General features: G+C 40.5%; 19 protein-coding genes, 6 tRNA genes and 2 pseudogenes. 10 read left to right on the top strand and 17 right to left on the bottom strand.

The window, feature by feature from the left end; translation table 11 throughout:
* Positions 1–74: 74 nt before the first annotated feature.
* Positions 75–1,256, top strand: coding sequence for a 3-demethoxyubiquinol 3-hydroxylase (ubiF, locus tag EAE91_RS12000; RefSeq protein WP_214088730.1), 1,182 nt, complete (start codon positions 75–77; stop codon positions 1,254–1,256).
* A gap of 197 nt (positions 1,257–1,453) precedes the next feature.
* Here ubiF and EAE91_RS11995 read toward each other — a convergent pair.
* The 12 genes and pseudogenes from EAE91_RS11995 to EAE91_RS11940 form a co-directional block, all read right to left on the bottom strand.
* Positions 1,454–1,528, bottom strand: a tRNA-Gln gene (locus tag EAE91_RS11995).
* Positions 1,529–1,534: 6 nt separating this feature from the next.
* A tRNA-Met gene (locus EAE91_RS11990) sits at positions 1,535–1,611 on the bottom strand.
* Positions 1,612–1,666: 55 nt separating this feature from the next.
* Positions 1,667–1,741, bottom strand: a tRNA-Gln gene (locus EAE91_RS11985).
* A 52-nt stretch (positions 1,742–1,793) separates the two neighbouring features.
* A tRNA-Gln gene (locus tag EAE91_RS11980) sits at positions 1,794–1,868 on the bottom strand.
* A gap of 28 nt (positions 1,869–1,896) precedes the next feature.
* A tRNA-Leu gene (locus EAE91_RS11975) sits at positions 1,897–1,981 on the bottom strand.
* A 5-nt stretch (positions 1,982–1,986) separates the two neighbouring features.
* A tRNA-Met gene (locus EAE91_RS11970) sits at positions 1,987–2,063 on the bottom strand.
* Between the two features lie 151 nt (positions 2,064–2,214).
* Entirely contained in the window at positions 2,215–3,438 is a 1,224-nt protein-coding gene (gene nagC / locus EAE91_RS11965) for a DNA-binding transcriptional regulator NagC (RefSeq protein ID WP_214088699.1), read from the bottom strand.
* Between the two features lie 15 nt (positions 3,439–3,453).
* Positions 3,454–4,614, bottom strand: coding sequence for an N-acetylglucosamine-6-phosphate deacetylase (gene nagA / locus EAE91_RS11960; protein WP_214088698.1), 1,161 nt, complete (start codon positions 4,612–4,614; stop codon positions 3,454–3,456).
* A gap of 86 nt (positions 4,615–4,700) precedes the next feature.
* Positions 4,701–5,513 carry a glucosamine-6-phosphate deaminase gene (nagB, locus tag EAE91_RS11955; protein ID WP_214088697.1) on the bottom strand — a complete coding sequence of 271 codons (813 nt, stop codon included), beginning with the start codon at positions 5,511–5,513 and terminating at the stop codon, positions 4,701–4,703.
* A gap of 276 nt (positions 5,514–5,789) precedes the next feature.
* Positions 5,790–7,304, bottom strand: coding sequence for an N-acetylglucosamine-specific PTS transporter subunit IIBC (nagE, locus tag EAE91_RS11950; protein WP_214088696.1), 1,515 nt, complete (start codon positions 7,302–7,304; stop codon positions 5,790–5,792).
* A gap of 343 nt (positions 7,305–7,647) precedes the next feature.
* On the bottom strand, positions 7,648–8,946 hold the full coding sequence (locus EAE91_RS11945; protein WP_214088695.1) for a glycosyltransferase: 1,299 nt from the start codon (positions 8,944–8,946) through the stop codon (positions 7,648–7,650).
* 1,012 nt (positions 8,947–9,958) lie between these two features.
* Positions 9,959–10,099 (bottom strand): annotated as a pseudogene (locus tag EAE91_RS11940) (IS200/IS605 family transposase); the annotation flags it as partial.
* Between EAE91_RS11940 and EAE91_RS11935 the strand changes: the two are divergent.
* Positions 10,095–10,313, top strand: a pseudogene (locus EAE91_RS11935) (zinc ribbon domain-containing protein); the annotation flags it as partial. The pseudogenes EAE91_RS11940 and EAE91_RS11935 overlap by 5 nt on opposite strands.
* Positions 10,314–10,453: 140 nt before the next feature.
* Positions 10,454–12,121 carry a glutamine--tRNA ligase gene (glnS, locus tag EAE91_RS11930; protein WP_214088694.1) on the top strand — a complete coding sequence of 556 codons (1,668 nt, stop codon included), beginning with the start codon at positions 10,454–10,456 and terminating at the stop codon, positions 12,119–12,121.
* Between the two features lie 341 nt (positions 12,122–12,462).
* On the opposite strand, the gene EAE91_RS11925 is transcribed toward glnS, so the two are convergent.
* Positions 12,463–13,356, bottom strand: a complete 894-nt coding sequence (locus EAE91_RS11925; RefSeq protein WP_214088693.1) for a LysR family transcriptional regulator — start codon at positions 13,354–13,356, stop codon at positions 12,463–12,465.
* A 572-nt stretch (positions 13,357–13,928) separates the two neighbouring features.
* Between EAE91_RS11925 and EAE91_RS11920 the strand changes: the two genes are divergently transcribed.
* The 7 genes from EAE91_RS11920 (at position 13,929) to EAE91_RS11890 (ending at position 22,709) form a co-directional block, all read left to right on the top strand.
* Positions 13,929–14,693: an iron-containing redox enzyme family protein gene (locus EAE91_RS11920; RefSeq protein WP_214088692.1), complete on the top strand. Its 765-nt coding sequence runs from the start codon at positions 13,929–13,931 to the stop codon at positions 14,691–14,693.
* Positions 14,694–15,389: 696 nt separating this feature from the next.
* Positions 15,390–15,560, top strand: coding sequence for a hypothetical protein (locus EAE91_RS11915; protein WP_214088691.1), 171 nt, complete (start codon positions 15,390–15,392; stop codon positions 15,558–15,560).
* Between the two features lie 452 nt (positions 15,561–16,012).
* Positions 16,013–17,680: an FAD-dependent oxidoreductase gene (locus tag EAE91_RS11910; protein WP_214088690.1), complete on the top strand. Its 1,668-nt coding sequence runs from the start codon at positions 16,013–16,015 to the stop codon at positions 17,678–17,680.
* A gap of 273 nt (positions 17,681–17,953) precedes the next feature.
* The gene (locus tag EAE91_RS24215) at positions 17,954–18,403 is read left to right on the top strand and encodes a cupin domain-containing protein (protein WP_214088689.1); all 450 of its coding nucleotides are present in this window, start codon (positions 17,954–17,956) and stop codon (positions 18,401–18,403) included.
* A gap of 810 nt (positions 18,404–19,213) precedes the next feature.
* Positions 19,214–21,889, top strand: a complete 2,676-nt coding sequence (locus EAE91_RS11900) for a beta-N-acetylhexosaminidase (RefSeq protein WP_214088688.1) — start codon at positions 19,214–19,216, stop codon at positions 21,887–21,889.
* A 289-nt stretch (positions 21,890–22,178) separates the two neighbouring features.
* Entirely contained in the window at positions 22,179–22,442 is a 264-nt protein-coding gene (locus EAE91_RS11895; protein ID WP_214088687.1) for a type II toxin-antitoxin system RelB/DinJ family antitoxin, read from the top strand.
* Between the two features lie 75 nt (positions 22,443–22,517).
* Positions 22,518–22,709, top strand: a complete 192-nt coding sequence (locus EAE91_RS11890) for a type II toxin-antitoxin system YafQ family toxin (protein ID WP_280520281.1) — start codon at positions 22,518–22,520, stop codon at positions 22,707–22,709.
* 104 nt (positions 22,710–22,813) lie between these two features.
* Here EAE91_RS11890 and fur read toward each other — a convergent pair whose 3' ends face one another.
* From fur to EAE91_RS11870, 4 genes are all read right to left on the bottom strand, one after another.
* Positions 22,814–23,260 carry a ferric iron uptake transcriptional regulator gene (gene fur, locus EAE91_RS11885; RefSeq protein WP_036776678.1) on the bottom strand — a complete coding sequence of 149 codons (447 nt, stop codon included), beginning with the start codon at positions 23,258–23,260 and terminating at the stop codon, positions 22,814–22,816.
* 365 nt (positions 23,261–23,625) lie between these two features.
* Positions 23,626–24,156 (bottom strand): flavodoxin FldA, encoded by a 531-nt coding sequence (gene fldA, locus EAE91_RS11880; protein ID WP_011145651.1) that lies wholly within the window; start codon positions 24,154–24,156, stop codon positions 23,626–23,628.
* A 174-nt stretch (positions 24,157–24,330) separates the two neighbouring features.
* A complete protein-coding gene (ybfE, locus tag EAE91_RS11875) occupies positions 24,331–24,618 on the bottom strand; it encodes a LexA regulated protein (protein WP_214088729.1) in 288 nt (95 codons plus the stop codon).
* A 138-nt stretch (positions 24,619–24,756) separates the two neighbouring features.
* Entirely contained in the window at positions 24,757–25,725 is a 969-nt protein-coding gene (locus EAE91_RS11870; protein WP_214088686.1) for a GlxA family transcriptional regulator, read from the bottom strand.
* Positions 25,726–25,740 lie beyond the last annotated feature (15 nt).

Raw genomic sequence — 25,740 nt, 5'->3', positions numbered from 1 at the left:
AACAGGATATTCTCTACCGGAGAATTAAAAATTCGGTACACTGTACTAATCAATGGGTTAATAGCATGACTGAGATGAATAATTCACAACAGATTTTTGATGTAGTGGTGGTTGGGGCTGGCATGATCGGCGCTGCGACAGCATTGGGGCTGGCACAGGAAGGTTGGACAGTTGCTTTATTGGATCATCAACCACCACAATCTTATGATGCACAGAGTCGTCCTGATGTACGTGTGTCAGCGATCAGTTGTGCCTCTGTAGATTTGCTCAAACAACTTGGTGCATGGGATGCGGTATTACAGATGCGCAGCGCGCCGTATCGTACATTAGAGACTTGGGAACAGAATGATTCTAATTTGGTGTTTGATGCCCAAAGTCTGGGGTTGCCTGAGTTGGGCTATATGGTTGAAAACCGTATCTTGCAACTGGCTCTGTGGCAGCAGTTTGAAAAATATCCCAATTTGACTTTGCTATGCCCGGCAGTATTGCAATCAATGCAGTGGCAGAAAGTGGGTTGGTTAGTGACTCTGGCTGATGGAACGGAAATGACTACTCGCTTGATTGTCGGGGCTGATGGTGCTCGTTCTCAGGTTCGGCAAATGGCGGGAATTGGCAGTCGTGGTTGGCAGTACAGACAGTCTTGTATGTTGATCACGGTAAAAACAGAACAGCCACAGCAGGATATTACCTGGCAGCAGTTTTTTCCTTCTGGCCCAAGAGCGTTTCTTCCACTGTTTGATCAATGGGCTTCGCTGGTGTGGTACGACAAACCGGCACGCATACGACAATTACAGGCAATGCCAATGGCTCAACTGGAGCAGGAGATTTTTCAGGCATTTCCTGTACGGTTAGGTAAAGTGACTCCCGTTGTTGCCGGTTCATTTCCTTTGACTCGTCATCATGCTAACAGTTATGTGCGTGAAGGATTAGTATTGTTGGGTGATGCGGCTCATACCATTAATCCGCTGGCTGGACAGGGAGTAAATCTTGGTTATCGGGATGTGGATACTCTGCTTGATGTTTTGGCGAAAGCGAGAGAATTAACGGAACAGTGGGATTCATTGGAAGTGTTGATGCGTTATCAGCGCCGCAGAATGCCGGATAACCTGATGATGCAAGCTGGAATGGATCTATTTTACACCGTGTTCAGCAATGAGCTGACAGGGCTGAAAGTTGTTCGTAATCTCGCGCTAATGGCAGGTCAACGGGCTGGCGTAATGAAAAAAGCGGTGCTTAAGTATGCGTTAGGATTGTAACCGTATAGGTTGGTAATGAAGATCACAAACACGTCGTAAATCTGTTTATGGCGTGGACAATTTGCTTTTCTTTGTATGTAGCTAATTGGCAAGCAAGAAAAGATAGAGGGCTGGAAAACAAAAAAACCACCTTTCGGCGGGCTTGTACATGTATATTCTTTTTCAACATGTCACTTCACGTAACACATTGATAAATATGGCTGGGGTACCAGGATTCGAACCTGGGAATGCCGGAATCAGAATCCGGTGCCTTACCGCTTGGCGATACCCCAATTGAGTGGTGGCTACGACGGGAATCGAACCTGTGACCCCAGCATTATGAGTGCTGTGCTCTAACCAGCTGAGCTACGTAGCCTTTTTTGAAGCGAGAAAATTTACTGCAAAACGATTAGTGAGCAACATTCAGTTAATGGCTGGGGTACCAGGATTCGAACCTGGGGATGCCAGGATCAAAACCTGGTGCCTTACCGCTTGGCGATACCCCAACTGAAAGTAGTCACTGTACAACATGTTGTCAGAATTGTGTTATCAAGATTATGGCTGGGGTACCAGGATTCGAACCTGGGAATGCCAGGATCAAAACCTGGTGCCTTACCGCTTGGCGATACCCCATCTGAATAACGACAACTCGATGAATGAATGGTGCGGGAGGCGAGACTTGAACTCGCACACCTTGCGGCGCCAGAACCTAAATCTGGTGCGTCTACCAATTTCGCCACTCCCGCAAAGATGGTGGCTACGACGGGAATCGAACCTGTGACCCCAGCATTATGAGTGCTGTGCTCTAACCAGCTGAGCTACGTAGCCATCTTTTTTGCATTACCTTCATCGGCGTTGCGGGGCGCATTATGCGTATATCAGCTAAATGCGTCAACTGCTTTTTTCTCGAAATCTGCTTAAAGTCGCCTGTTTGTTTGGCATATAATCATTTTGCTGACAAAACCAACAAAAAATGACATTACCCTTCGAGTAAGTGTTGTAATAGGACACCGTTAAGCATAGCACGTTTAGTCAGAGCGAAGGCACCAATAGCAGAACAGTGGACTAATTCAGAGACAACAATTGGCAGATCTTGACGAAATTCTTTCAAAACCTGAGAGTTGATACAACTTTGAATAGCGGGTAAGAGCACTTTCTGAGCTTCAGTAATTTCTCCCGCTAGCACAACCTTCTGTGGGTTAAATAAATTAATCGCGATAGAGATGGCTTTGCCGAGGTAATGGCCGACGCTTTTTATCACTTCGGAGGCTAGTGGATCATTTTGATTGGCGGCTTGGCAGATAGCTCTGATATTGCAATTATTCAATGTTAGCTGGCTTGGAAAACCTTGCTTTAATTGATGCTGAACTCGCGCTTCTATCGCTGAGTTAGCGGCGATAGTTTCCAGGCAGCCAAAATTGCCGCAGTGACAACGTTCACCGAGTGGATCAATTTGAATGTGACCAATTTCGCCTAAGTTTCCTCTATTATTGAGAAGTATCTGGTTGTTGATAATTACCCCGGCACCGGTACCTCGATGGATACGTACCAATATTGAGTCTTCACAATCACGGGTAGCGCCGAAATAGTGTTCAGCCAATGCCAAACTGCGAATATCATGACCAACAAAACAGGTAATGTTGAAATGCTTTTTCAAATTATCGACCAGAGTCCAGTGAGTCACTTTAATATGAGGCATATATCGGACGATGCCGGTATCTGGGTCAACTAATCCAGGCAGGATAACTGAAATGGCGATGAGTTCGCGTATCCTGCGTTGATTTTGTTGAATAAAGTTTTCTATTGCGTTGATGAGCCGGTTTTCAACTTTTTGTTGAGTCGCTTCAGGCAGTGGATAATGTTCTTCAACTAAGGCCCTGCCGCTCATATCATAAAGAGCGAGAGTAGCATCATGGCGGCCAAGGCGGACACCGATAGTGTGGAAGTGACGATTTTCTGTAACGATGGAAATGGCGCGGCGGCCTCCGGTAGAGGCTTGTTGATCGACTTCTTTAATCAAGCCCCGTTCGAGTAACTGACGAGTAATTTTAGTCACACTGGCTGGCGCAAGCTGACTTTGTTCAGCAATTTGAATGCGAGAGATTGGCCCTTGTTGATCAATCAGCCGATATACCACGGCTCCGTTAAGTTGCTTTACAAGGTCAATATTACCAATTTGTTTTTGTGTGTTGTTATAACTCATCAGCTATTTAGTCCGTCAAAGTTCAGTTTCTTTTCCGTTAACAATGGTCTTGCGGATTTTAAAGTCGTGACTGAAAACACTGAGGTTAGCGATTTTCCCGGTTTCAACGGTACCAAGATATTTATCAACGCCAATTGCGCGAGCAGGGTAGAGAGTTGCCATCCTCAGTGCTTCATCCAGTGCAATACCAACATGTTCAACACTATTTTTAACGGCATCTATCATAGTGAGAGAGGAGCCACTTAGAACGCCGTTTTGATCAACACATAATCCGTTGCGATAGTATATGGTCTTACCTGCGAAGGTGAAATGCTCCATTTCACAAGTGGCGGGATCAAGCCCAGCTGGAGCCGTCGCATCCGTTACCAAAATTAATTTATCATTTTTCAAACGTTTAGTATTACGAATATTTGGCCATGAAACGTGTAAGCCATCAGCGATGATTCCAGCATAGATTTCAGGTGTATCAAAGATAGCGCCAATCAAGCCAGGTTGACGGCCTGAAATAGCTGGCATGGCATTATAAAGATGGGTTGAGATAGTAATTCCGTTTTGGAATCCTTGCCGAGCTTCTTCATAACTAGCATTTGAATGACCGGCAGAAACAACAATACCGGCCTCTACCAACTGCTGAATATATTTTTGTTCAACCATTTCTGGTGCCAGGGTTAACTTAGTAATGACATCAGCGTTATCGCACAGGAAATTTATCATTTCAGATGTAGGCTTACGGATAAGCTCTGGATTATGAGTACCTTTCTTTACCGGATTGAGATAAGGCCCTTCCAGATGCAGTCCTAAAGCCTGATGCTGATTATGCTTAAGATAAGTGCGCATTACTTCAACAGAGGCCATCATCAATTCGTCTGTGCTGGTAATCAGAGTGGGTAAGTAACTGGTGCAGCCAGAGCGTTCATTGGTTCTTTGCATGATAGCCAGCGTTTTTTCTGAAATATTTTCCAACTGATCGCTGAACTGAACACCGCCACAGCCATTCACTTGTAGATCAATAAAGCCGGGGGAAAGAATTGCATCATTTAGATCACGTTTTTCAATCTGTTCGGGTAACTCTTGTGTTGGGCAAATTCGTTTAATTAAGCCGTCTGCAATGATAACGGCATGCTCATCTAGTCTGTTGTGACCGGTATATATAATGCAGTTGGTTAAAGCATACATCTTAGCCTCCTATGGGATCGGGAGATGATGATTGAAGATAATGACGGTAATCAGCCTGCGAGAGAGGCATCAGGCTGTGTAGATTCTTAATGTTTGCTGGCGAATTCGCCGATAATCTCTGCTTCCAGTTGGTAGAAGTATTTGACTGTTTTTACCTTCAATTCCATTGTTGCCGGTTCGTCACAAACAATGATGGATTTAGGATGCATTTGCAGACAGCTTATTGTCCACATATGGTTGACATTGCCTTCAATTGCCGCCTGAATGGCTTGGGCCTTATTTAGACCGGTTGCAAGGATCATAATTTCTTCTGCATCCATTAATGTGCCTACACCTACAGTTAGGGCGTATTTAGGCACCTGATTAATATCATTATCGAAGAAGCGGGAGTTAGCTGTGCGGGTTTCTACGGTCAGTGTTTTAATGCGTGTACGGGAAGTCAGAGATGATGCCGGTTCATTGAAAGCAATATGACCGTCGTTACCGACACCGCCCATAAATAGATGTATTTGACCGTAAGATTTAATTTTGTCTTCATAACGTTGACATTCCGCTTCGACATCAGAGGCATTACCATTGAGCAGATTGATGTTTTCTTTCGGAATATCAATATGATCAAAGAAATTTTGGTACATAAACCTATGGTAGCTTTGTGGATGATTTTCGGCGATACCGACATATTCGTCCATATTGAATGTCACGACATATTTAAAACTGACTTTCCCTGCTTTATGCAGAGCTATTAGTTCTTTATAAGTTGCCAGTGGTGTGCTGCCGGTTGGTAACCCCAAAATAAAAGGGTGCTCGGCGGTGGGGTTAAATGCATTGATTTTGCTAACGATATAGTGTGCGGACCATTTACCAACGTCACTTGCATTCGTTAGGGGGATCAGCCTCATAATTGCCTCTTAAAACAAGAAATTATAGCGGTTGGATAAATTAGCTGATTAACTAATCTTCTTATCGTGCGAATACTAAATCATTTGTATGGACAGAGATATGCTGTACCTCAAAGATATTTTTTATCTTAAAATAAGATGCAAAAAATAGCCAGAAAATTAATGGAAAAGTAATGTATTTTATGGTTTTTGTCACGTATTAAGTCATCTTATTTTTGCAAGAAAAATAAAAGGGAACGAGAGATGAGTTCCCTTTTAAGTTCAAAATGTTTTTAGCTATGAGCTTTTGTTTGGCTTGCTTGAAAGTAGTTGGGTGCGAATTTGCCCGGCAATGCTTTCTGCCTGGGGTCCCAATACAACTTGAACACTCTGTTTACCTATTTTCAGGACACCTTTTGCACCTAATTGTTTTAACCTGTGTTCATCCAATTGTGTATTGTCTTCAACGGTTAAGCGAAGACGGGTAATGCAGGCGTCTACTGTACGAATATTTTGTGCGCCACCAAGAGCGGTAATGTAATGTTGGATTGCTTCATTATCTTGGGTGGCGGAAGTCGCTTGAATTGTTTCTCCAATTTCGCGGCCTGGCGTACGTAAGTTAAAAATACGAATCATGAGGGTGAAACAGACAAAATACAGCACAAAGAACAAGGCGATTAATGGGATTAACAGCCACGGTTTGGTTGCCAGACCCCAGCTCAATACAAGGTCAATTAATCCGGCAGAGAATCCAAAGCCATGCAGAATACCCAATGAATTGACGATAACCATGCTAACTCCAGCCAATATTGCATGCAGAACATATAAAGCTGGTGCCAGGAATAAGAATGAGAATTCTATTGGTTCAGTTATACCGGTTAAGAATGTTGTCAAAGCGACGGAGAATAGCATCCCGCCAATCTGAGGACGACGTTCCTTTGGTGCAGCGAAATACATTGCCAGCGCTGCGCCGGGCAAACCGCCCATAAAGATGGGATAAGCCCAGGCCATGTAAACTCCGGCATGTGGATCACCGGCAAAGAAACGGTTCAAATCGCCGCGGCTCATCTCGGTGGCTATTTGGGTAATGGTTGAGCCATCAATACCTGGAACCGTTGCGCCAATGGTCAGAGAACGGACAACATCCGGTGCCAGGCAGATATTATGTACAGAACTGGCTAAATCATAAGTAATTTTCAGACAGTCACCCAGACTAAACCAGAAAACAGAGTGCAGAATATAGTGCAAACCAAATGGAATGAGAGAGCGGTTAAGTACACCATAAGTAAACCATCCGACCATGCCGCTCTTTGATACTAAAAGGCTAAAAGAATCAATACCGTGTTGGACATATGGCCAGACATAGCCGCATATCCATGCAATGAACAGACAAATAATGCCTGTCATGATGGGGACTAATCGCTTGCCTGCGAAGAAAGCAAGAAACTCTGGCAAGCGTGTATCTGAAAAACGGTTATAACAATGACCGGCAACAATACCGGCGATAATACCGGCGAAGAAAGACATATTGATAGTCGAGTCTATGACTGACGTGGCTTTAGTGAGTACTAAAAAGCCAACTACGCCTGCCAGTGCAGCAGCGCCAGCATTATCTTTTGCTAAGCCCACTGCGATACCTAATGCAAATAGCAGTGGCAGGTTTTCGAAAATACCACCGCCAGCACTGGCGATGAAAGGAATATTAAATACGTCGGGTTGGCCGAAACGTAGCAAAAGCGCCGCCACGGGAAGCGTGGCAATGGGAAGCATTAATGCTTTTCCCAATCGCTGCAAATAGTTGAATATACCCATAATGCTTACCTTAGTTGTAGGATGTTTTATTGAAAAAATAGCTCGCTATGAACAACAGCAATACAACTTATTTTTAGTTGAAAAATAATAAAAAGCTACACATAAATGAGTAATTGTGATCACTGTAGCGATATTGTTTAAAATTGCATAAATTAAGTCGTGTGTAGTAAACGGAGGCAAATTTTCAATTGAATTAACATAGTGATTTATTTGATTTTATGGCTTTTGGCTATCGAAATAGATTGAATGACATAAAACTTGATTATGAAGAACAGATAAATTAATAAGGGTTTTATGAATGGGCACCTGTATGTGCCCATTGATTTAGTGAATAGCTTAAGTGTTATGATAGATACTCAGAGATGGAATTCTGGTTTGCCAGATAACTTATTGAGATTTCTTCCCATGCCTTCCCCAAACTGTCTTCGAAGCATGTCTTTGAAATTAAAGAGCTTATGTGTTGTAACTGCTGACTAGTGGTAAATAGATTTTTTTCGTATATTGATATTATTTTCTCAGTAAGAGAACCTATATTATAGGTAAATTTATACTCTGAAGAAAAATAAGAAGCTGCTTCAATTAAATTTAAATTGGGTAAGATTGTACATACGCCATTTAATGCAGCTTCTAATGGTGTAATACCAAGGGTTTCATAGCGTGATGTACATACAAAAATAGATTTATTTTTTATTTTATTGAAAACGCTGAATAATTCCGTTTGGGATAACTTAGGTGATATAAGAAACTGTGACTGATATCTGGGAGGAACCATAGATATCAGTTTATTCCTTCTGGTATTTTTGTTCTCTTCATCACCTGCAACGAAAATTTTAATGGGAATACCTTTATCCAGTAAAGCAATTGCGGAATTGATTAATAATTCTATGTTTTTAAAATAATCTAATCTGGCTACCGCAGTAAACAATAATAATTCATCTTTATTAGTTTTGATAAAATTATTAATATATTTATTTTCTATGTTCAATTCAGTATTTTCTTCAAGGAAAATAGGTGGGCTAATATTTTTGATATTGTCTGGTTTTATGCCTTTTTTGAGTAGGAAATTACCTTGTAATTTTGAATGTTGGAAAACAAAATATTTTTTATCAATTAATATTTCAATCCCTTTAATTTGTTGAATATTAAGGTGTTGAGCCTTGTTTTTATTTTCAAAAGCATCATATGTCTTTTCCAGAGAATAGTGTTGCTGAAAGTCTTCTACGAAAGGGCCATGATGTGTTATACAACAAGGTATATGGGGAGGGTGATAGGATAATAGTGTATCTGTTTGATAATAAACTATTGCAGGAACTGTCTGATCATTTTTTATTGATAATATTGAAATACATTTTTCTAGCATATTTCTTATATCTGCAACTTTCATAGAGAAATTAAAAAAGATATTTATACATTTTATACCTTTAATTATACCTTCGTTTATTTTAGGTGAAATTAATGATTCATCTCTTTTGTAGAGTATAAAGCCAGAAAGTAAATTTCTTTTTATAAAATAATCAGCGACTTTTAGTGCGAATGATGTCGCTCCAACTTTAAAACCAGAACGATAATCATTTGATATGTAATTGCTATTAATGACTATTACTGCTGGCGCTATTTTTTTGTTTGATACTATATTTTTCATTTTTATTTCCCTTGGGATTTCTTCTTAAATAAGCGAAATTGTTGAGTATTATTTTCATATGTTGATTTTTAGTTTAATATTTATAATGATTAGAGTTGATTAAGTGTATCATGTTATACTTGGATAATTTTATTACAGATAAGATACCTGATAATACTATTACCTTAATAATAAATTGCAAAGTATTTTATTGTTTATTTACGACGATTTAAACATTAAAATGCGTGTGCGCAACGTAACCCTTTATTATGCTTTGGTTTATTTTGTTGGCCTGATGACAAATTTATTTTAAATAAATGCCCATTAGAATAGTGGTGTTATTTAGATGAAGTTATGGTGGTGAAATACCTGAATTATCATAATTGATTATGAGATTAACTCATTGTTATTTTAGAATTTTCATAGATAAAAATTTAACTTGTAATATCATTAATAGTATTTCAATCATAAATTTTATATGTGTAATTGTTTTTTATATTTACAGAGTAAAAATATCAATTAATAGGTGATTTAGGAATTTAAATTGTAGATTTGTTTTCGTTTTATCAAATAGTTATTAATGATGAATATAGTGTCAATTATTTATTCTTTAAAATTGGATGGTTGTTATTCAGAAATATTTGTTATGGTTAAATTAAATATTGAAAATGGTCTCACTGGTTATTTCATACCGTAAATTACTCAACTCTTTTTCGTTTTCACGGATAATTATAAATAAAGCGTACTGTATTGTTGATATGTAATACTGTTGAGTGTTTTTTAGACATTAATAAAGTTCTATTCGTAACTATTTGTTATATATAAGATAGTAGGAGCATGGATAAATGAGTTTGGATTGCTAAGTATCATGCTTATTTTTTAGTAAAAAATTATAAAAGCCATTCCTTTTCGACAGAGAGTCGTTTTTTCGTTCCGACTTTGCACTGAATCGCCATCTTTACCTCCAAAGGGTACTCCCGCCGACATCAGGCGGGAGGGGAATTGGGACGGGCTTGAAAAGCCCGTAGAATCATCAGCCACGCTGATGTTGAATGTCTTGTTTCACCACTTCCAGCGGTGCTCCACCGCATGAACCGGCAAAGTCGGAGCGAGCCCAGAGAACGGCCTTTCCGTATGCTCCGTGTCAGTCCAGAAACTCATGACGTAAGCGACGGGGCGCATGTTGCGGTCATACAGCCAAAGAGAACCGCCTGTTGCAGAGTCAATTTGTGTGCCAGGTGTGTGGATATACCGCGAACACAGATGTAAACGGCGCGCGTAACATTTTAGCGGCAGGGCATGCCGTGCTTGCCTGTGGAGGGACGGAGCAGTCAGGCCGCCCGTTGAAGCAGGAACCCGCCGCAGAGCGATCAGCCATCGCCCACTAACGGGAATCCCCCTCTTGAGTCACGAGGTGCTAAAGTGGGGGAGGATGTCAATTTACATGAACAAACGGTTGTTTCTCAGCACTTCTTATTGGATTATAGGCGGTTATATGACGTGTTTTTGCATTATTGAGGTATAAAAAATGAGTGAGGCAGACGCCCGCCCGACAAACTTTATTCGTCAGATAATTGACGAAGATTTGGCAACTGGTAAACATACATCGGTACATACTCGCTTTCCGCCTGAGCCCAATGGTTATCTACATATTGGTCATGCGAAATCTATCTGCCTGAATTTTGGTGTTGCGAAAGATTATCAGGGCCAGTGTAACCTGCGTTTTGATGATACCAACCCAGTTAAGGAAGATGTTGAATACGTCGATTCTATTAAAAATGACGTTCAGTGGTTAGGTTTTGAGTGGAGTGGCGATATTCGCTACTCTTCTAATTATTTCGATACGCTGTATCAATATGCTATTGAATTGATCAACAAAGGTCTGGCTTATGTTGATGAATTGAGTCCAGAAGAGATCCGTGAATATCGTGGCACGTTGAAAGAGCCGGGTAAAAACAGCCCATACCGTGGCCGTAGTATTGAAGAAAACTTGATGTTGTTCGAAAAAATGCGTGCCGGTGAATTTGACGAAGGTAAAGCTTGTCTGCGCGCCAAAATTGATATGGCATCACCTTTCATTGTGATGCGTGATCCAGTTTTGTACCGTATTAAATTTGCAGAACATCATCAGTGCGGTGACAAATGGTGCATCTACCCAATGTACGATTTTACTCACTGTATCTCTGATGCGCTTGAAGGTATTACCCATTCGCTGTGTACGCTGGAATTCCAGGATAACCGCCGTCTGTACGACTGGGTGCTGGAAAACATCACTATTGATTGTCATCCGCGTCAGTATGAATTCTCGCGCTTGAATCTTGAATACACGGTTATGTCTAAGCGTAAGCTGAATCTGCTGGTGGCGGATAAGATTGTTGAAGGTTGGGATGATCCTCGGATGCCAACGATCTCAGGCTTGCGTCGTCGTGGTTATACTGCCGCGTCTATTCGTGAATTCTGTCGTCGTATTGGTGTTACCAAGCAGGATAACAATGTGGAAATGGCGGCATTGGAATCTTGTATCCGTGATGATCTGAACGAAAATGCTCCTCGCGCAATGGCGGTTCTTGATCCGGTCAGATTGGTGATTGAAAACATGCCAGAAGGGGAACAGATTTTGAGTATGCCTAATCATCCGAACAAACCGGAGATGGGCAGTCGTGACGTACCATTTAGCCGGGAGATTTATATTGACCGGGCAGATTTCCGTGAAGAAGCAAACCGCCAATATAAGCGTCTGGTATTGGGTAAAGAAGTCCGTCTGCGTAACGCTTATATCATTAAAGCGGAGCGCGTTGAGAAAGATGCTGACGATAATATCACGACAATCTATTGCAGTTACGATGATCAAACGTTGAATAAAGATCCAGCGGATGGCCGGAAAGTGAAAGGTGTTATTCATTGGGTTAGCGCGGCTCATGCGGTTCCTGCGGAATTCCGTCTGTATGATCGTCTGTTCAGCGTACCAAACCCAGGTGCAGAAGATGATTTTCTGGCGACAATTAACCCAGAGTCGCTAGTGAGCCGTCAGGGCTTTGTTGAGCCAAGTTTAGCTGATGCTAAGTTAGAACAAACTTATCAGTTTGAACGTGAAGGTTATTTCTGCGCTGATAGTTGTCATTCTAGTGCAGAAAATTTGGTATTTAACCGTACCGTTGGTCTGCGTGATACCTGGGCAAAAATTTCTCAGGATTAATTAAGATCGTGAACTGTACCTCACAAGTTGGACACTTAAATCCAGCCGTTGAGGTACAGTTTTTTTGAGCCTAAATTTGTCATTGCTAAAGAAAGTTAAGTTATGGGTAAACCAGTTATCGGGATTACAGAATAAAATCAAAAATATCAATTCATTATGTAGTTATTATATATACCTTATAGATTTCAAGATGCTTCGCGACGGCAAGGGAGCGAATCCCCGGGAGCATAGCTAACTATGTGACCGGGTGAGCGAGTGCAGCCAACAAAGAGGCAACTTGAAAGATGACGGGTATAATCATTCTCATACATAAACACCTCTATAACTTGTTGATAAATATTTTATTTCTCTTTTGGGAATAAATTATCGGCCATGAAATCGACAAAAGCTCTGACTTTAGGTAATACCCAACGGTTAGATGGCCAGAGAACACGGAAGGTGCTTGAAGTACCCGCCCACTTGTCCAGGATGGTTAACAATGCACCGTTAGCCAAAGCTTGTTTAACGGTAAAATCAGGCAAGCAGGCGATGCCGTGACCTTGGATCGCCATGTGTAGCAGTGTTTCGACATGATTGCTGGTAATCTTTGCCTGAAGATGTATATCTATTTCAGATTTCCCCAAGCACAGTGGCCATTTCTCTAAAAGGCCGGTAGTTGGAAAACGATGCATCAAGCAGGCGTGGTGTAGTAACTCTCCGGGGTGTGATGGTTTACCGTGTTGTGCAAAGTAACTTGGAGCGCCAACATAGATAAAACGGCTAGACCCTATACGTTTATTCATGAGTCGTGAATCGTTGAGTTCTCCAGTGCGAACCACTGCGTCGAACCCTTCATCGATAACATCAACTAATCGATCACTAAAATCCAGTTCTAGCTCTATCTGTGGGTAACAAGTAGCAAAAGCGGATAAGACGGGTAGCATCAGATTACTGAGCGATGGCAAACTTACTCGCAGGCGGCCTTGAGGTGCAGAGATGGAGCTTAATAGTTCATTTTCCGCAGTGGAAATTTCGTCCAGGATACGTTTACAGCGTTCAAGGAACAGTGTGCCTTCAGCGGTTAAACTGACGCTACGGGTGCTACGTTGGAGCAGGCGGACACCTAATTTCTCTTCTAATCGGGATATGCTTTTGCTAACGGACGAAGGAGAGAGTCCAAGCAGCCGGGCTGCGGTTGCAAAACTACGAGCTTCTGCTACATGGATGAAGATCATGAATCCACTCAAATTATTCATTTAGGTCTCCTGGGCTTTTTTTAGGTCACTATTAGTGACAAGAAAGTCACTTCAGAAGTGATTTTAGGTCTATTTATCCACTATTAGCGAATCTGTAGTATGAAATAAAATTCATTTTGCTTTAGCTGTCATATAGCGATGAACCGCACATATTTAAGATTGAAAATCGAAATGGTCATGAAAACCAAAATGGATATGGGGTCGTGTGTAAATAAAGTTTCACTCGTCTTGTCTTATGGCTGCGGTCATCCCTTTGAATGATGGTGCGTGATGGAAGCACTGTAGAGCGGAGTTAGGCCATTAACATCTATACCCGTTATCTTTCAAGTTGCCTCTTTGTTGGCTGCACTCGCTCACCCGGTCACATAGTTAGCTATGCTCCCGGGGATTCTCTCCCTTGCCGTCGCGATGCATCTTGAAATCCATAGGGTATATATTCTTACCTACAGCATTACAACAATCTGTGCTAACAGGTTGATAGGATTGTATAAACATAGAACGACTATTTTTGGCTTGAGAAGAGTCTGTATATCATCTATTTCATCGGTTGAATGTTACTAAAAGGGTTTATTATGGAACTCGCTATCAACACACAAAACGAATTTAAAAAAGAAACTGGTTATTTTCTATCTCCACTATGGGAAGACGTTTTCTCTAAAGAGCTATTGGAAGAGCTTAATTCGAATATATTTCTGGTTGCTTGCCGCTCTGGAGAGGTGGACCAGAGTTTATTAAGAAAGTTTATGATCCAGCACCATTATTATTCACAATATTTTACCCGCTATCTCTGTTCATTGATGGGAGGCTTAGCAGACCAAAAAGATTTTGTGTTGCTTTCTCACAATTTATTGGAAGAGCTAACAGGAACCGATGCTGCAAAGATATCTCACGCAGAGTTATATAAAAAGGCGATGGCAGCTATTGATGCTGTTCCTAAAAGTGATCCGATTCTTAACAGCACTCAGCAACTGATTAATGCCATGTTTCGCCACTGCCGCAGTGATGATTCTCTAAGAGGGCTTGCGGCACTGTGTTTAGGTGCTGAGGCAATTGTACCCTTGATTTATGGCCCAATTTTGGATGCCTTACAATTCATGAAGGTACCTGATGATGCATTACATTTTTTTAGAATCCATGTTGAAGAAGATGAAGATCATGCCATTGCGATGAGAAAAATTATTGATCGAATGGTTGAAGAGAAACCTTACCGTAGAGTGGATGTTATTGCAGTTGGTGAAGAAATGGTGCGTTTTCGCATTGATATGCTTAATGAACTATATCAAAGCAATATCAGGGTAAATACAGATGTAACAACACTTTTATCCGAGTGTGATTGAGATACTTTGCACCATAATGACATTTACGGCAGAAGCACTTGATATTATTGCTAGTGATGACATATCAGCATAAGGTATTGATGGGTATATTTATGGAGAAAGAGGTGATATAAACATTCGTGATCATATATAACGTAATAATTATTGGGTTGAATTCATATGATATCAAAAATAAAAAAATGAAATTAGTAATTATCTATTCTATTGAATGGAAAGTTAACTTTAAATGTAAATGTTGTTGGACAACGAATTATTAAGCTAATATTGGAAAAGGATGAGAAGAAATACTATATTAAAGAATGTGTAGTTGTTGTGAATAGCTTTAACAAATTCCTATGAAGACGATAGGTAAAGTTCTGAAACGTAAGTTAAGGGGTGTTTCTGCTAAAGTTCTTGATAAATATGAAAGAAATAAAAAATTTATATAAGATTTTAAAAATCGTTAATTACATATCCAGTAATTAAAATTGATTATAAACAAGGTAACATACTGTTAATGGCGTTTCTCATGAAAATGCTGTTATCGAAGTTATAAAACAAAATTTGATTCTTGTTGAATCTCCCGATGTCTCTGAGTTTGAATGTATAAAGCGGTTCTTTAATATTTACAACATTTTCAGTCCACCGGTATTTTTACTAAGAATTTAAGATACCTCTTTTTGGGAATTAGGCTACAGCATAAGAGTTATTGTTGCCATGATAACATTAGAGGGATACTGTCCATTTGTTGCTGCCGATATTGAGGAAACGATGAATAATACCTTGGTTAGTATAATACGACATAGGATAAATAAATTCGTTTCTGTGGGAAATAGCAATATATTTGAAATATTAGGAAATGGTGGAGATTTTGATGATATTTTTTAAATTCTAATCTTCTATTTATTCTTGAAAGTGACTCTTTTCAAGAGGAAATTTATCATACGCTTAGTAATCCAGAATATATAACACATAAATGTTTCCTTAAGAAAGTAACAAAGTAAGTATCTCCATTCCTAAGGAAAGAGACTTGTGGGGGTAGCCGTTAGGGAAATGAAATAGTGTTTAATCAATGATTCATAGAGCATGATTATATACCCTACGGATTTCAAGATGCATCGCGACGGCAAGGGAGAGAATCCCCGGGAGCATAGATAACTATGTGGCCGGGGTGAACGAGTGCAGCCAACAAAGAGGCAACTTGAAAGATAACGGGTATAACTATTTTTTATATGAAGAGAGAAGATAAGGCGATAATTCACAGATATACAAAAATTTTTAACTGATATCTTTGGTCTGAAATGTTTATTGCCATAAATCATTATTAAGGAGAATATATTTTGACTTCGGAAAATATTTCTATATCACCCGTTGCTATTGTTGGTGGTGGACCTGTTGGTCTAATGTTAGCTTTATTCCTGGATTTATATGGTGTTCGCTCCGTTATCTTTAATTTGGAGGAGGATACCCGATGGCAGCCTAAAGGTAATACCCATAGTGCCCGTATTATGGAACATTATCGTCGTGTAGGTATATCTCAGCCTATTCGGTCATTAGGATTACCAAAAGAGTTCCCTTTGGATGTGTCATATTTTACCAAGCTTAATGGATGGGAGCTTGCACGAATCAAGTTTCCGTCGGAAATGCATAAAATGTCTATGTGCGAAAATACGGCTTCGACAGATCCTGTGCCAGAGCCAATCATTCGTATAAATCAGATGTATGTTGAAAGGTTTTTGCTACAACATGCAAGGAGTCGTCCAAATATCACAATGAGATATGGCTGGTGTGTTAAAGATTTTGTCCAGTATCAAGACAAAGTAAAACTTTATGCGGAGCATGTTGATGGAAAATATGCCGATGAAGTCTGGCAGGCGGCATATATGGTTGGGTGCGATGGCGGGCAGAGCTTTGTTCGATCTAAACTTGGTATAGCATACGAAGGAACCGTTGAAGCTAAGGCAGGTTTTCTAACGGGTGGAATGGTTTCCAGTTATATCCGTGTTCCTGGAATTCATCGAGGATTATTACGAGATAAAAAATCCTTTATGTACGGTATTGTCTCACCTAGGGAGCATATGTTATTTATCTGCCTGGACGGTGAAGATGATTTTTTATTTGTGACCCAAAGTAAAGATGGGAAAGTTATCGATGATTCGGAAGTCATTCGCATAGCGCAGGCAGGAATAGGTTCAGATGTTGAGGTATTAGTCCTTGGCAATACGATATGGAAAGGTGGTGTTGCTCTTGTTGCTGATAAATATTCTGAGGGTAGGGTATATTTAGCAGGAGATTCTATTCACTTATTTTCTCCTACCGGTGGTTTTGGCATGCATACGGGGATCGACGATGCTAGCAATTTAGCTTGGAAAATTGTTGCATCTATAAATGGTTGGGCAGGTAATACGCTAATGGATTCTTATGAAAGTGAGCGTCGTCCAATTGCATTGAGAAATACTGCCGCTGCACGCTCTTATACCCGGCAGACAGCCTCACTATATGTGCCTAAAAATCTGGAAGATGCAGATTCCGCGGGTAATTTGGCGCGTGAAAAGATTGGTATTGAGCTGAGTAATTTTCGCTGTCAATTTACTTCTATCGGTGTTGAACTTGGTGCCCGATATGATAACTCTCCTCATATTATTAATAGCGATCCGGTACCGGATGATGATTGGCTTAATTATAAACCGAGTAGTGTACCCGGAGGGAGATTGCCACACTTATGGCTTACCCCTATTCCTGGTACCAGGGTATCCCTGTTCGATATTTTAGGCACTGGATTTAGTTTGCTGCGGATAGGATCTCATTTTCCAGATATATCTGAATTATTAGCTCAGGCATATCAACGTAAAATTCCGGTCAAGATTGTTGATCTTCCCGGTCATGATGCTTGGCAATTATATCAAACCAGGCTCCTTTTAGTGCGCCCTGACCAATATATTGCTTGGAGAGGTGATAAGGTTCCTGACAACATAGGTTCAATATTGGATAAAATTGTCGGCAGGTAAATAAGAGATGATTTTTGGGGATGCTGGTGTTAGCGCATTAAGGGGGACGTCTGTGGAAAGGGTGGGGTATATATACCCTATGGATTTCAAGATGGATCGCGACGGCAAGGAAGTGAATCCCCGGGGTGAGCGAGTGCAGCCAACAAAGAGGCAACTTGAAAGATGACGGCTATAGACAGAAATGATGACTAAGGTATTTGTAAAATAAAGTATTTCGAGTGCTATTTCAGAATGAAAATTTTACAATAAATTACAATATTGGAGGTAATTATAGTGAAAAAAACATTTTTCTCATCTGGAGACTTTGGCAAAGTTCCCGGCGAATTAATTGAAGATAAGCCTGCTAAATTGATTCATGAAGATGTATTGAATTCTGAATTGAGTCAAGATTTGGATTTCTCAAATGAAAGACGTCATAAAGTGGCGATGGTTAATTTACCCAGTAAAGTTCTCAGTATGACTCTGGGAGGATTACAACCTGGACAATCAACCCGTAAACACAGACACAGTTATGAAACTATAATATATATCGTTAATGGCGAGGGGTATTCACTCATTGGTGAGCAACATGTTTCGTGGAAAGCCGGTGATGCGATATATGTACCTGTGTGGGCATGGCATCAACATGTTAATAATAGTGCTATTGATGAAGTATTCTATATTGCATGTGAGAATGCGCCAATGTTGCAAAACTTAGGTCTTGCTGTTCGTGAAGAGCTTTAAATTCAAGTAAATTTAGGTTGTGTAGATTGTATGTAAAAACAGAGAATGATTTAACCGGGGTAAAAGCTTATATAGCAATATCCCGGTATTTTATATATATGAATTATCTTAACCGAATCTTTAACGCTATTCCTAATGTTTTATGAAATATTTGTTGTCATGTGCTGAATGAGGATGATGGTAATTCATTTTGATTTAATTTCGGGAAAAATATACATTTCACCTCAAGTGCCACACTTTTAATTAAGTTAAGTTCTGATTATTTAATTATTTTCTATAATAAAGAATAAATTACTGTTGGTAGTTTATTTTTTTAAATATTATCATTGGTAAATAATTTTATATCTATTTTAGTTGGAAAATATTTGTATTAATTAATCTGTTTTTTAGTGCGTTTTTTATATTGTTAATCTTTCATTTTTTTATTATTTTTATTTTTATTTTTATATCAATGAAGTATATAACTGTTATTGTGTTTTTTGTAATGTGTTCTCTGTCATGTTTTACAAAAAATCCCTTTTTTCCCATTGATAATTCATGATGCGAAAAATAATCTTTATAGATGCTGATTAAGTGACTTTAATTTTCTTTCTTAATGTAAGGTTTTTTATTTTATAAATCGATTTACATTTTCGGCAATAATTTTATGGTTACATATGGCACAAGATTGGCATTTATTTTTCCAAAGTGAGAAAGAGATTAAATTCAACGTCATCATGTCAATTATGTCTTCTCATGGCTCGTTGTTACTCTTGGTGTTTCTGGGCAGCGGCTTACCTTACATAACTTTTGTGTTTGAAAGAGGTAATAATGAAGAAATTTAAATTGCATACATTAGCAGCACTGACTGCAACAGTTGGACTTATGGGCTCTGCCTATGCCTACCAAACAGCACAGCAAGTAGTTGATGCACTGAGTCAATTAAAAGTTAATTATAAAGTTATTGATAATCAGGCGGGAGATCATGGCGTTAACTGTGCGGTATTGGGGGCGGATTGGGCTAAATGTAATCGAGTGGATATTACTTTAACCAATGGTAATCAGGTGATTGACTCTTCTGACTGGGCGATTTATTTCCACAGTATTCGCCAAGTCCTGAGCGTGGATAATGAACAGTTCAAAATCACGCGTATCACGGGCGATTTACATAGACTGGAGCCAACCGAAAAATTCACCGGTATTAAAGCTAATGAGCAGATAAAATTGCCGTTTATTGGAGAATACTGGCAGATTTACAGCACTGATTTTCTACCCCGCTGGTATGCAACATCGGGTAATGCGAAACCTAAAGTGCTTGTTAGTACGGATACCGAAGATCTAAATCAATTTTTATCTGCTTTCACCGGTGATCAGTGGAAACGCACACAGACAGATAACAATATTCTGATGACGCCTGAAAATCGTTATATGAAGAATTTGCGGATCAAAAAGGTTGGATCAGAAAAGTTGCGTGGGCAAATTATCCCGACACCAAAAGAGGTTCAGATTTTTACCGAGGATGTTGATTTATCTGGCGGAGTAAGACTGGAATTAGGTGGTTTAAATGACGAGGCAGTTATTCTTGTCAGAAAACGTTTTACTGATCAAGGAATTAAATTAGAGAATAGTGGCTATCCCGTTGCGACCCAGATTGTCTCTTCTGATTTTACCGGTGATTGGAAGGTTAAAGGGGCTTACCGTCTGAATGTTACCCAGAATGGGGCACAAATTGTTGCTTTTGACCAATCCGGGGTGTTTTATGGTCTTCAATCTTTGTTGTCATTAATTCCTGTTGATGGCGATAGGAAGATTGCTACTTTGACAGCAAAAGATGCGCCCCGCTTTGAATATCGTGGGGTTCTCCTTGATATAGGGCGTAATTTCCACAGTAAACAGGCTGTTCTACGTTTGCTTGACCAAATGGCAAATTACAAGCTGAATAAATTCCATATTCATCTGACTGATGATGAAGGTTGGCGTTTGGAAATTCCTGGATTACCTGAGTTGACGGAAGTTGGCAGCCAGCGGTGTCATGATTTAAGTGAAACTCAATGTTTGTTGCCACAACTGGGTTCAGGCCCTGATAACAACAATATGGGCAGCGGGTATTTTAGCCGTCAAGACTATATTGATATTCTGAAATATGCCAAAGCGCGTTATATCGACGTTATTCCTGAAATTGATATGCCAGCCCATGCTCGTGCCGCCGTTGTTTCTATGGAAGCCCGCTATAATAAATTGATTGCTCAGGGGAATGTGAAAGGAGCGGATGAATATCGTTTGCTGGACCCAACGGATACCACCAGAGCGACATCTGTTCAGCTCTATGATCGTCGCAGTTATTTGAACCCATGTATGGACTCTTCAAAACGGTTTGTCGAGAAAGTCATAGGTGAAATTGCCGCTATGCATAAAGCCGCGGGCTCACCATTGGAGACTTGGCATTTCGGGGGAGATGAAGCGAAGAATATTCGTCTAGGAGACGGATTCCAGGATAAAAATGGTCCTATCGTACCGGGTAAAGGCATCATTGATAAAAGTGCGGAAGATAAGCCGTGGTCTAAATCTCAGGTTTGTCAGAAGTTGATAGAACAGGGTGTTGTGAAAAATATTGATCATATTGCCAGTTATTTCGCAATTGAAGTGAGCAAAATTGTGAATGCTAATGGTATTGAGAGGATGCAGGCATGGCAGGATGGTTTAAAACATGTTGGCAGTGCTAAAGATTTTGCCACCAAACGTGTTGGGGTGAATTTCTGGGACACTCTCTACGATGGCGGTTTTGATTCAGTCAATGATTGGGCGAATAAGGGCTATGAAGTGGTGATATCTAGCCCGGATTATATTTATCTGGATATGCCATATGAAGTTCATCCACAAGAGCGTGGCTATTATTGGGCGGCTCGTTTTAACGATGAAGCTAAGATCTTTAGTTTTGCGCCCAATAACATACCGCAAAATGCTGAAACTTCCGTTGACCGTGATGGTAATGCATTCCATGCGAAAAGTGATAAACCGTGGCCGGGCGCTTATGGGCTTTCAGGCCAAGGATGGAGTGAAACGGTTCGTACTGATGAGCAGATGGAATATATGATTTATCCGCGCTTGTTGCCGCTGGCAGAACGGGCATGGCACCGGGCTGGTTGGGAGCTGGATTATATTCCGGGCCAGGTATATAAGCGTGGAGAAACGTATAAAGTCGATATAGATGCGCTTAATCGTGACTGGACTCGATTCGCTAACCTGATAGGGCAACGTGAACTTAGTAAACTGGATAAAGCAGGCATTGCTTACCGTCTGCCGGTTCCGGGGGCTAAAGTAAAACGTGGCATTTTGCGGGCTAATGTTGCTTTGCCTGGGTTGGTAATTCAGTATTCGACTGACGGCGGTCGTAACTGGGAAGTTTATAACAACCATAAACGCCCAAGAGTGAGAGGTGATGTGTTGATCCGTTCTGTCAGCCCGGATGGTAAACGTTACAGCCGAATTGATAACGTAAAGGCATGATAATGTTGTAGCAAATGGGGAACCCTGATGGGTTCCTCAATGAGACTAATTTCTGAAAAACCTCGCCACTTCAAACATTACGTTGAGGTGATTGGTGGCAAGTTGCGTCTCGATATCGAGTTGCCCGACAGGCTCGTACTACAGATTCAGTCATATCTATGACGTTAGTTATGTAAAAATTTTTCAATAGATGAAACTCAATTACCTCTTCATGTATTGAGCGAAAGTTGATTATAGACATTCATTGAATTACAGTTGCATTACAATGTAATTCAATGAGAGATCTTATATGGCTACAAACCAATTAATACAAACCCGTATTGATGGAGAGATTAAGACAGAGGCGGCTGCCGTTCTGGCTGCTATGGGTTTGACTGTATCAGATGCCGTTCGCATGATGTTAACTCGGGTAGCAAGAGAAAAAGCGTTACCTTTTGAACCGTTGGTACCAAATGAGATAACAATAGCTGCAATGAGAGAAGCTCGCAAAGGTTGCGGTAAATCATTCTCCACTGTAAAAGATTTAATGGCCAATCTTAATGCGGACGATTGACTACGCAAGCCAATTCAAACGAGATTACAAAGAGAAAAGAGAGGTCGGCATCGTGAAGTTCTTGATGACGTACTGATGCTGGTGATTGAATTATTGGCTTCTGATAGCTTGCTAGAGCCGAAATATTGCGATCATGCTCTTTCTGGTGATTGGAAGGATTTTCGAGATTGTCATATCAAGCCTGACTTGATACTGATTTATCAGAAACCCGATGCGGACACATTGTGCCTTGTCCGTCTTGGCTCTCACTCAGAGCTTGGCTTATAGCTCATCTTTGACGGGCCTGAATCAACTTGAAATATAGTCCTTTTGGGGAACCCTGATGGGTTCCCCTCTCTAGGTAGATAAAAAATTAGAGGTTCAGGCGTGAATTACTTCTCGTCATGTGCACTACTGTCTTCGCGGCAATTACCGGCGGAGCAGTGACCATATAAATAAAGACTGTGGTTTGAAAGCTTAATCCCATAACGCTCAGCAATATTCTTCTGGCGTCTTTCAATATATTTGTCACTAAATTCAATGACTTTACCACAGTCCAGACAGATTAAATGGTCGTGGTGGTGTTGTTGAGTGAGTTCAAAAACCGATTTGCCACCCTCAAAGTTATGACGGGTGACAATACCGGCATCATCAAACTGATTCAACACGCGGTAGACAGTAGCAAGTCCAATCTCTTCACCGTTATCAATCAGTTTTTTGTAGAGATCTTCCGCACTGACATGGTGATATTCAGGCTCCTGTAACACTTCCAATATTTTCAAACGAGGAAGTGTAACTTTAAGTCCAGCATCTTTTAATGCCTTGTTGTTGTCGGTCATGCGGATTCAGTCCTGTTACTCAGTAAAGTGAGCTTAGCGATACTTCAAAAAGTACCAGTTAGTTATCAGATTATGATTATAGGCATGGCTAGTGAAAATGAAAACCACGTTAACCCGAACTTTCATTACACATTTTGCCAGAATAATCATTTATAAAACGCAGGAATAACCTTACTATTTATCGTGTTTAGGCTATCTTTTGCCATTCTTCGTAATAAAAAGCGGATTTAAGCAATGTTTTGATAAAAGCAATAGCCTTTGAACGCGATCCCACAGGGCGAATGAAGCGAGTCACTTCTCACCTACCGTGGGTTCACTATTGATAAGAAATGGCCTGCACCAATTACGCTTACTGGGATAGTCCGCTATCCTGCAAGAATTTCTGACAGACTCAGCTCTTCGTAAATCTGCTTGGTCCAGGCATTAACACGCTCTTCGGTTAATTCTGGTTGGCGGTCTTCGTCAATAGCAAGCCCGATAAAATGGCTATCATCAGCCAGACCTTTTGATTCTTCGAAATGATAGCCCTCAGTTGGCCAATGACCAACAATAATGGCACCGCGGGGTTCAATGATGTCACGGATAGTTCCCATCGCATCACAGAAATATTCCGCGTAATCTTCCTGATCGCCACAACCAAAAAGAGCGACCAACTTCCCTTCAAAATCGATCTCTTCCAAAGTAGGGAAGAAATCATCCCAGTCGCATTGTGCTTCGCCGTAGTACCAGGTAGGAATGCCGAGTAGCAGAATATCGAACTGTTCGATATCTTCTTTGCTGCTCTTGGCGATATCATGGACTTCTGCAATGTCGGAGCCCAGAATTTTTTGGATCTTTTTGGCAATATTTTCTGTGTTGCCGGTATCGCTGCCGAAAAATATACCTATAATTGCCATAGGATAATATAACCTCTTGTTTTATTTGTGTATTTCTGTATGAGATATACGTATAAAATGTTAAAAATCAGTGAAAAAGGTACTGATTGTATTAATAAAAAAACAAAATCCTATTTTGACTAAACAGTCAGGACAATTCTGTCAAGTTTGTGTGATTTCGTGCCTTCAATGCTATCAAGTCGTAACGTTACTTTCTGCTAACTGGGCCAGCAAAATTTGCTCGATGAGTTCACTGCGGCTGATGTTGCGTTGCTGTGCAAGAAAGTTAAGCGCATCTACTGCATCAGCATTTATTTTCAATTCCACACGACGCAGACCGCGCACCTTATCACGGCGAAGTTGGTTACGCTTGTTGACTCTGAGTTGTTCATCCCTGGAAAGTGGGTTGGTTTTTGGGCGCCCCGGTCTGCGTTCATTTGCGAACAAATCCAGAGTGGTGCGATCCATTTGTTCTTTTGCCATAAATTCAATTAGTAAAGGGCGTATACCATAAAATATAGCACGCCATGATACCCCAGCTTCTAGTGTATCGCTACTGCCTGACAAAGATAAAAGCAGCGTCACTGCTTATCCGTAAAGGATTGTGATTGAGTTTCCGTTTTAGCGGTGCTGGTATTTTCTGCGGTACTCTATTGGTGTTAACCCATTAAGTTTCTTGAATAACTCTCTGAAATAACGAGTATCTTCATAGCCAACTTCATGGCTGATTTCTTCTATGGTCTTATTCGATTTTTCTAACCGGCATTTCGCCAGAGATAATCGAATCTGTTGGATATATTGAATCGGTGTCTGGCCGGTTGCAGTTTTAAAGCGCCGTTTCATTTGTCTTTCACACAGATGAATTTTATCGGCCAAATTGCCAACCGATAATCGGTCTGATGGGGCAGAGTGCATCCAATCTTGTAGTTTGTGGATTAATGTATCTGAATGTTGGCGATAGGGGACAAAACTTGCCAGAGTATGCGAAGGAAGTCCTTCCATATCGCCAAATATAAGCTGACTACAGGTTTCCCTGGTATTTTGGCCATATATCTGTTCAACAATATGCATCATGACATCGTTATATTCATAGGTGCCAGAAGTACAAAAGATATTATTATCTCTGGTGACTTTTATTTCCGAGTGTAACTGTACTTGTGGAAACATATCCTTAAATAGGTTGGTAAACAGCCAGTGGGTGGTGGCTTTACGGTTATTGAGTAAATTAGCTTTAGCCAGGATGAATGAACCAGAGCAAATAGAGACGATAGGGATATTTTTTTGTTCCATCATTTGCAGCCAATCTAAGGTTTCTTGCGTGCAAGAATCGAGATCGTTGTAGGGGAGTCCGATTGCCCCCACCAAGACAATATCTGTTTGTTTAATCTCTCCTATGAGTTTATTGGGTTTTAGCCGAACACCGCCTAGCCCGATAACATCTTGATTATCTTGGGTAATGATATTGATTTCTGGTTCCGGCGCGCCGGCTAAGTGGGCGGCGGTGGTTAAAATTTCTATCGGGCCGGTAATAGAAGTTAGAGATCCTCCTGAAAATGCCAAAGCGCTTAACGAAACTGGATTCCTATCCATAAGAACTCTCCAACT

The organism is Photorhabdus noenieputensis, from assembly GCF_018448935.1.
Classification (GTDB): Bacteria; Pseudomonadota; Gammaproteobacteria; order Enterobacterales; family Enterobacteriaceae; genus Photorhabdus; species Photorhabdus noenieputensis.
The sequence above is the reverse complement of the archived record's forward strand: the minus strand, read 5'-3'. Positions and strand labels throughout refer to the sequence as shown.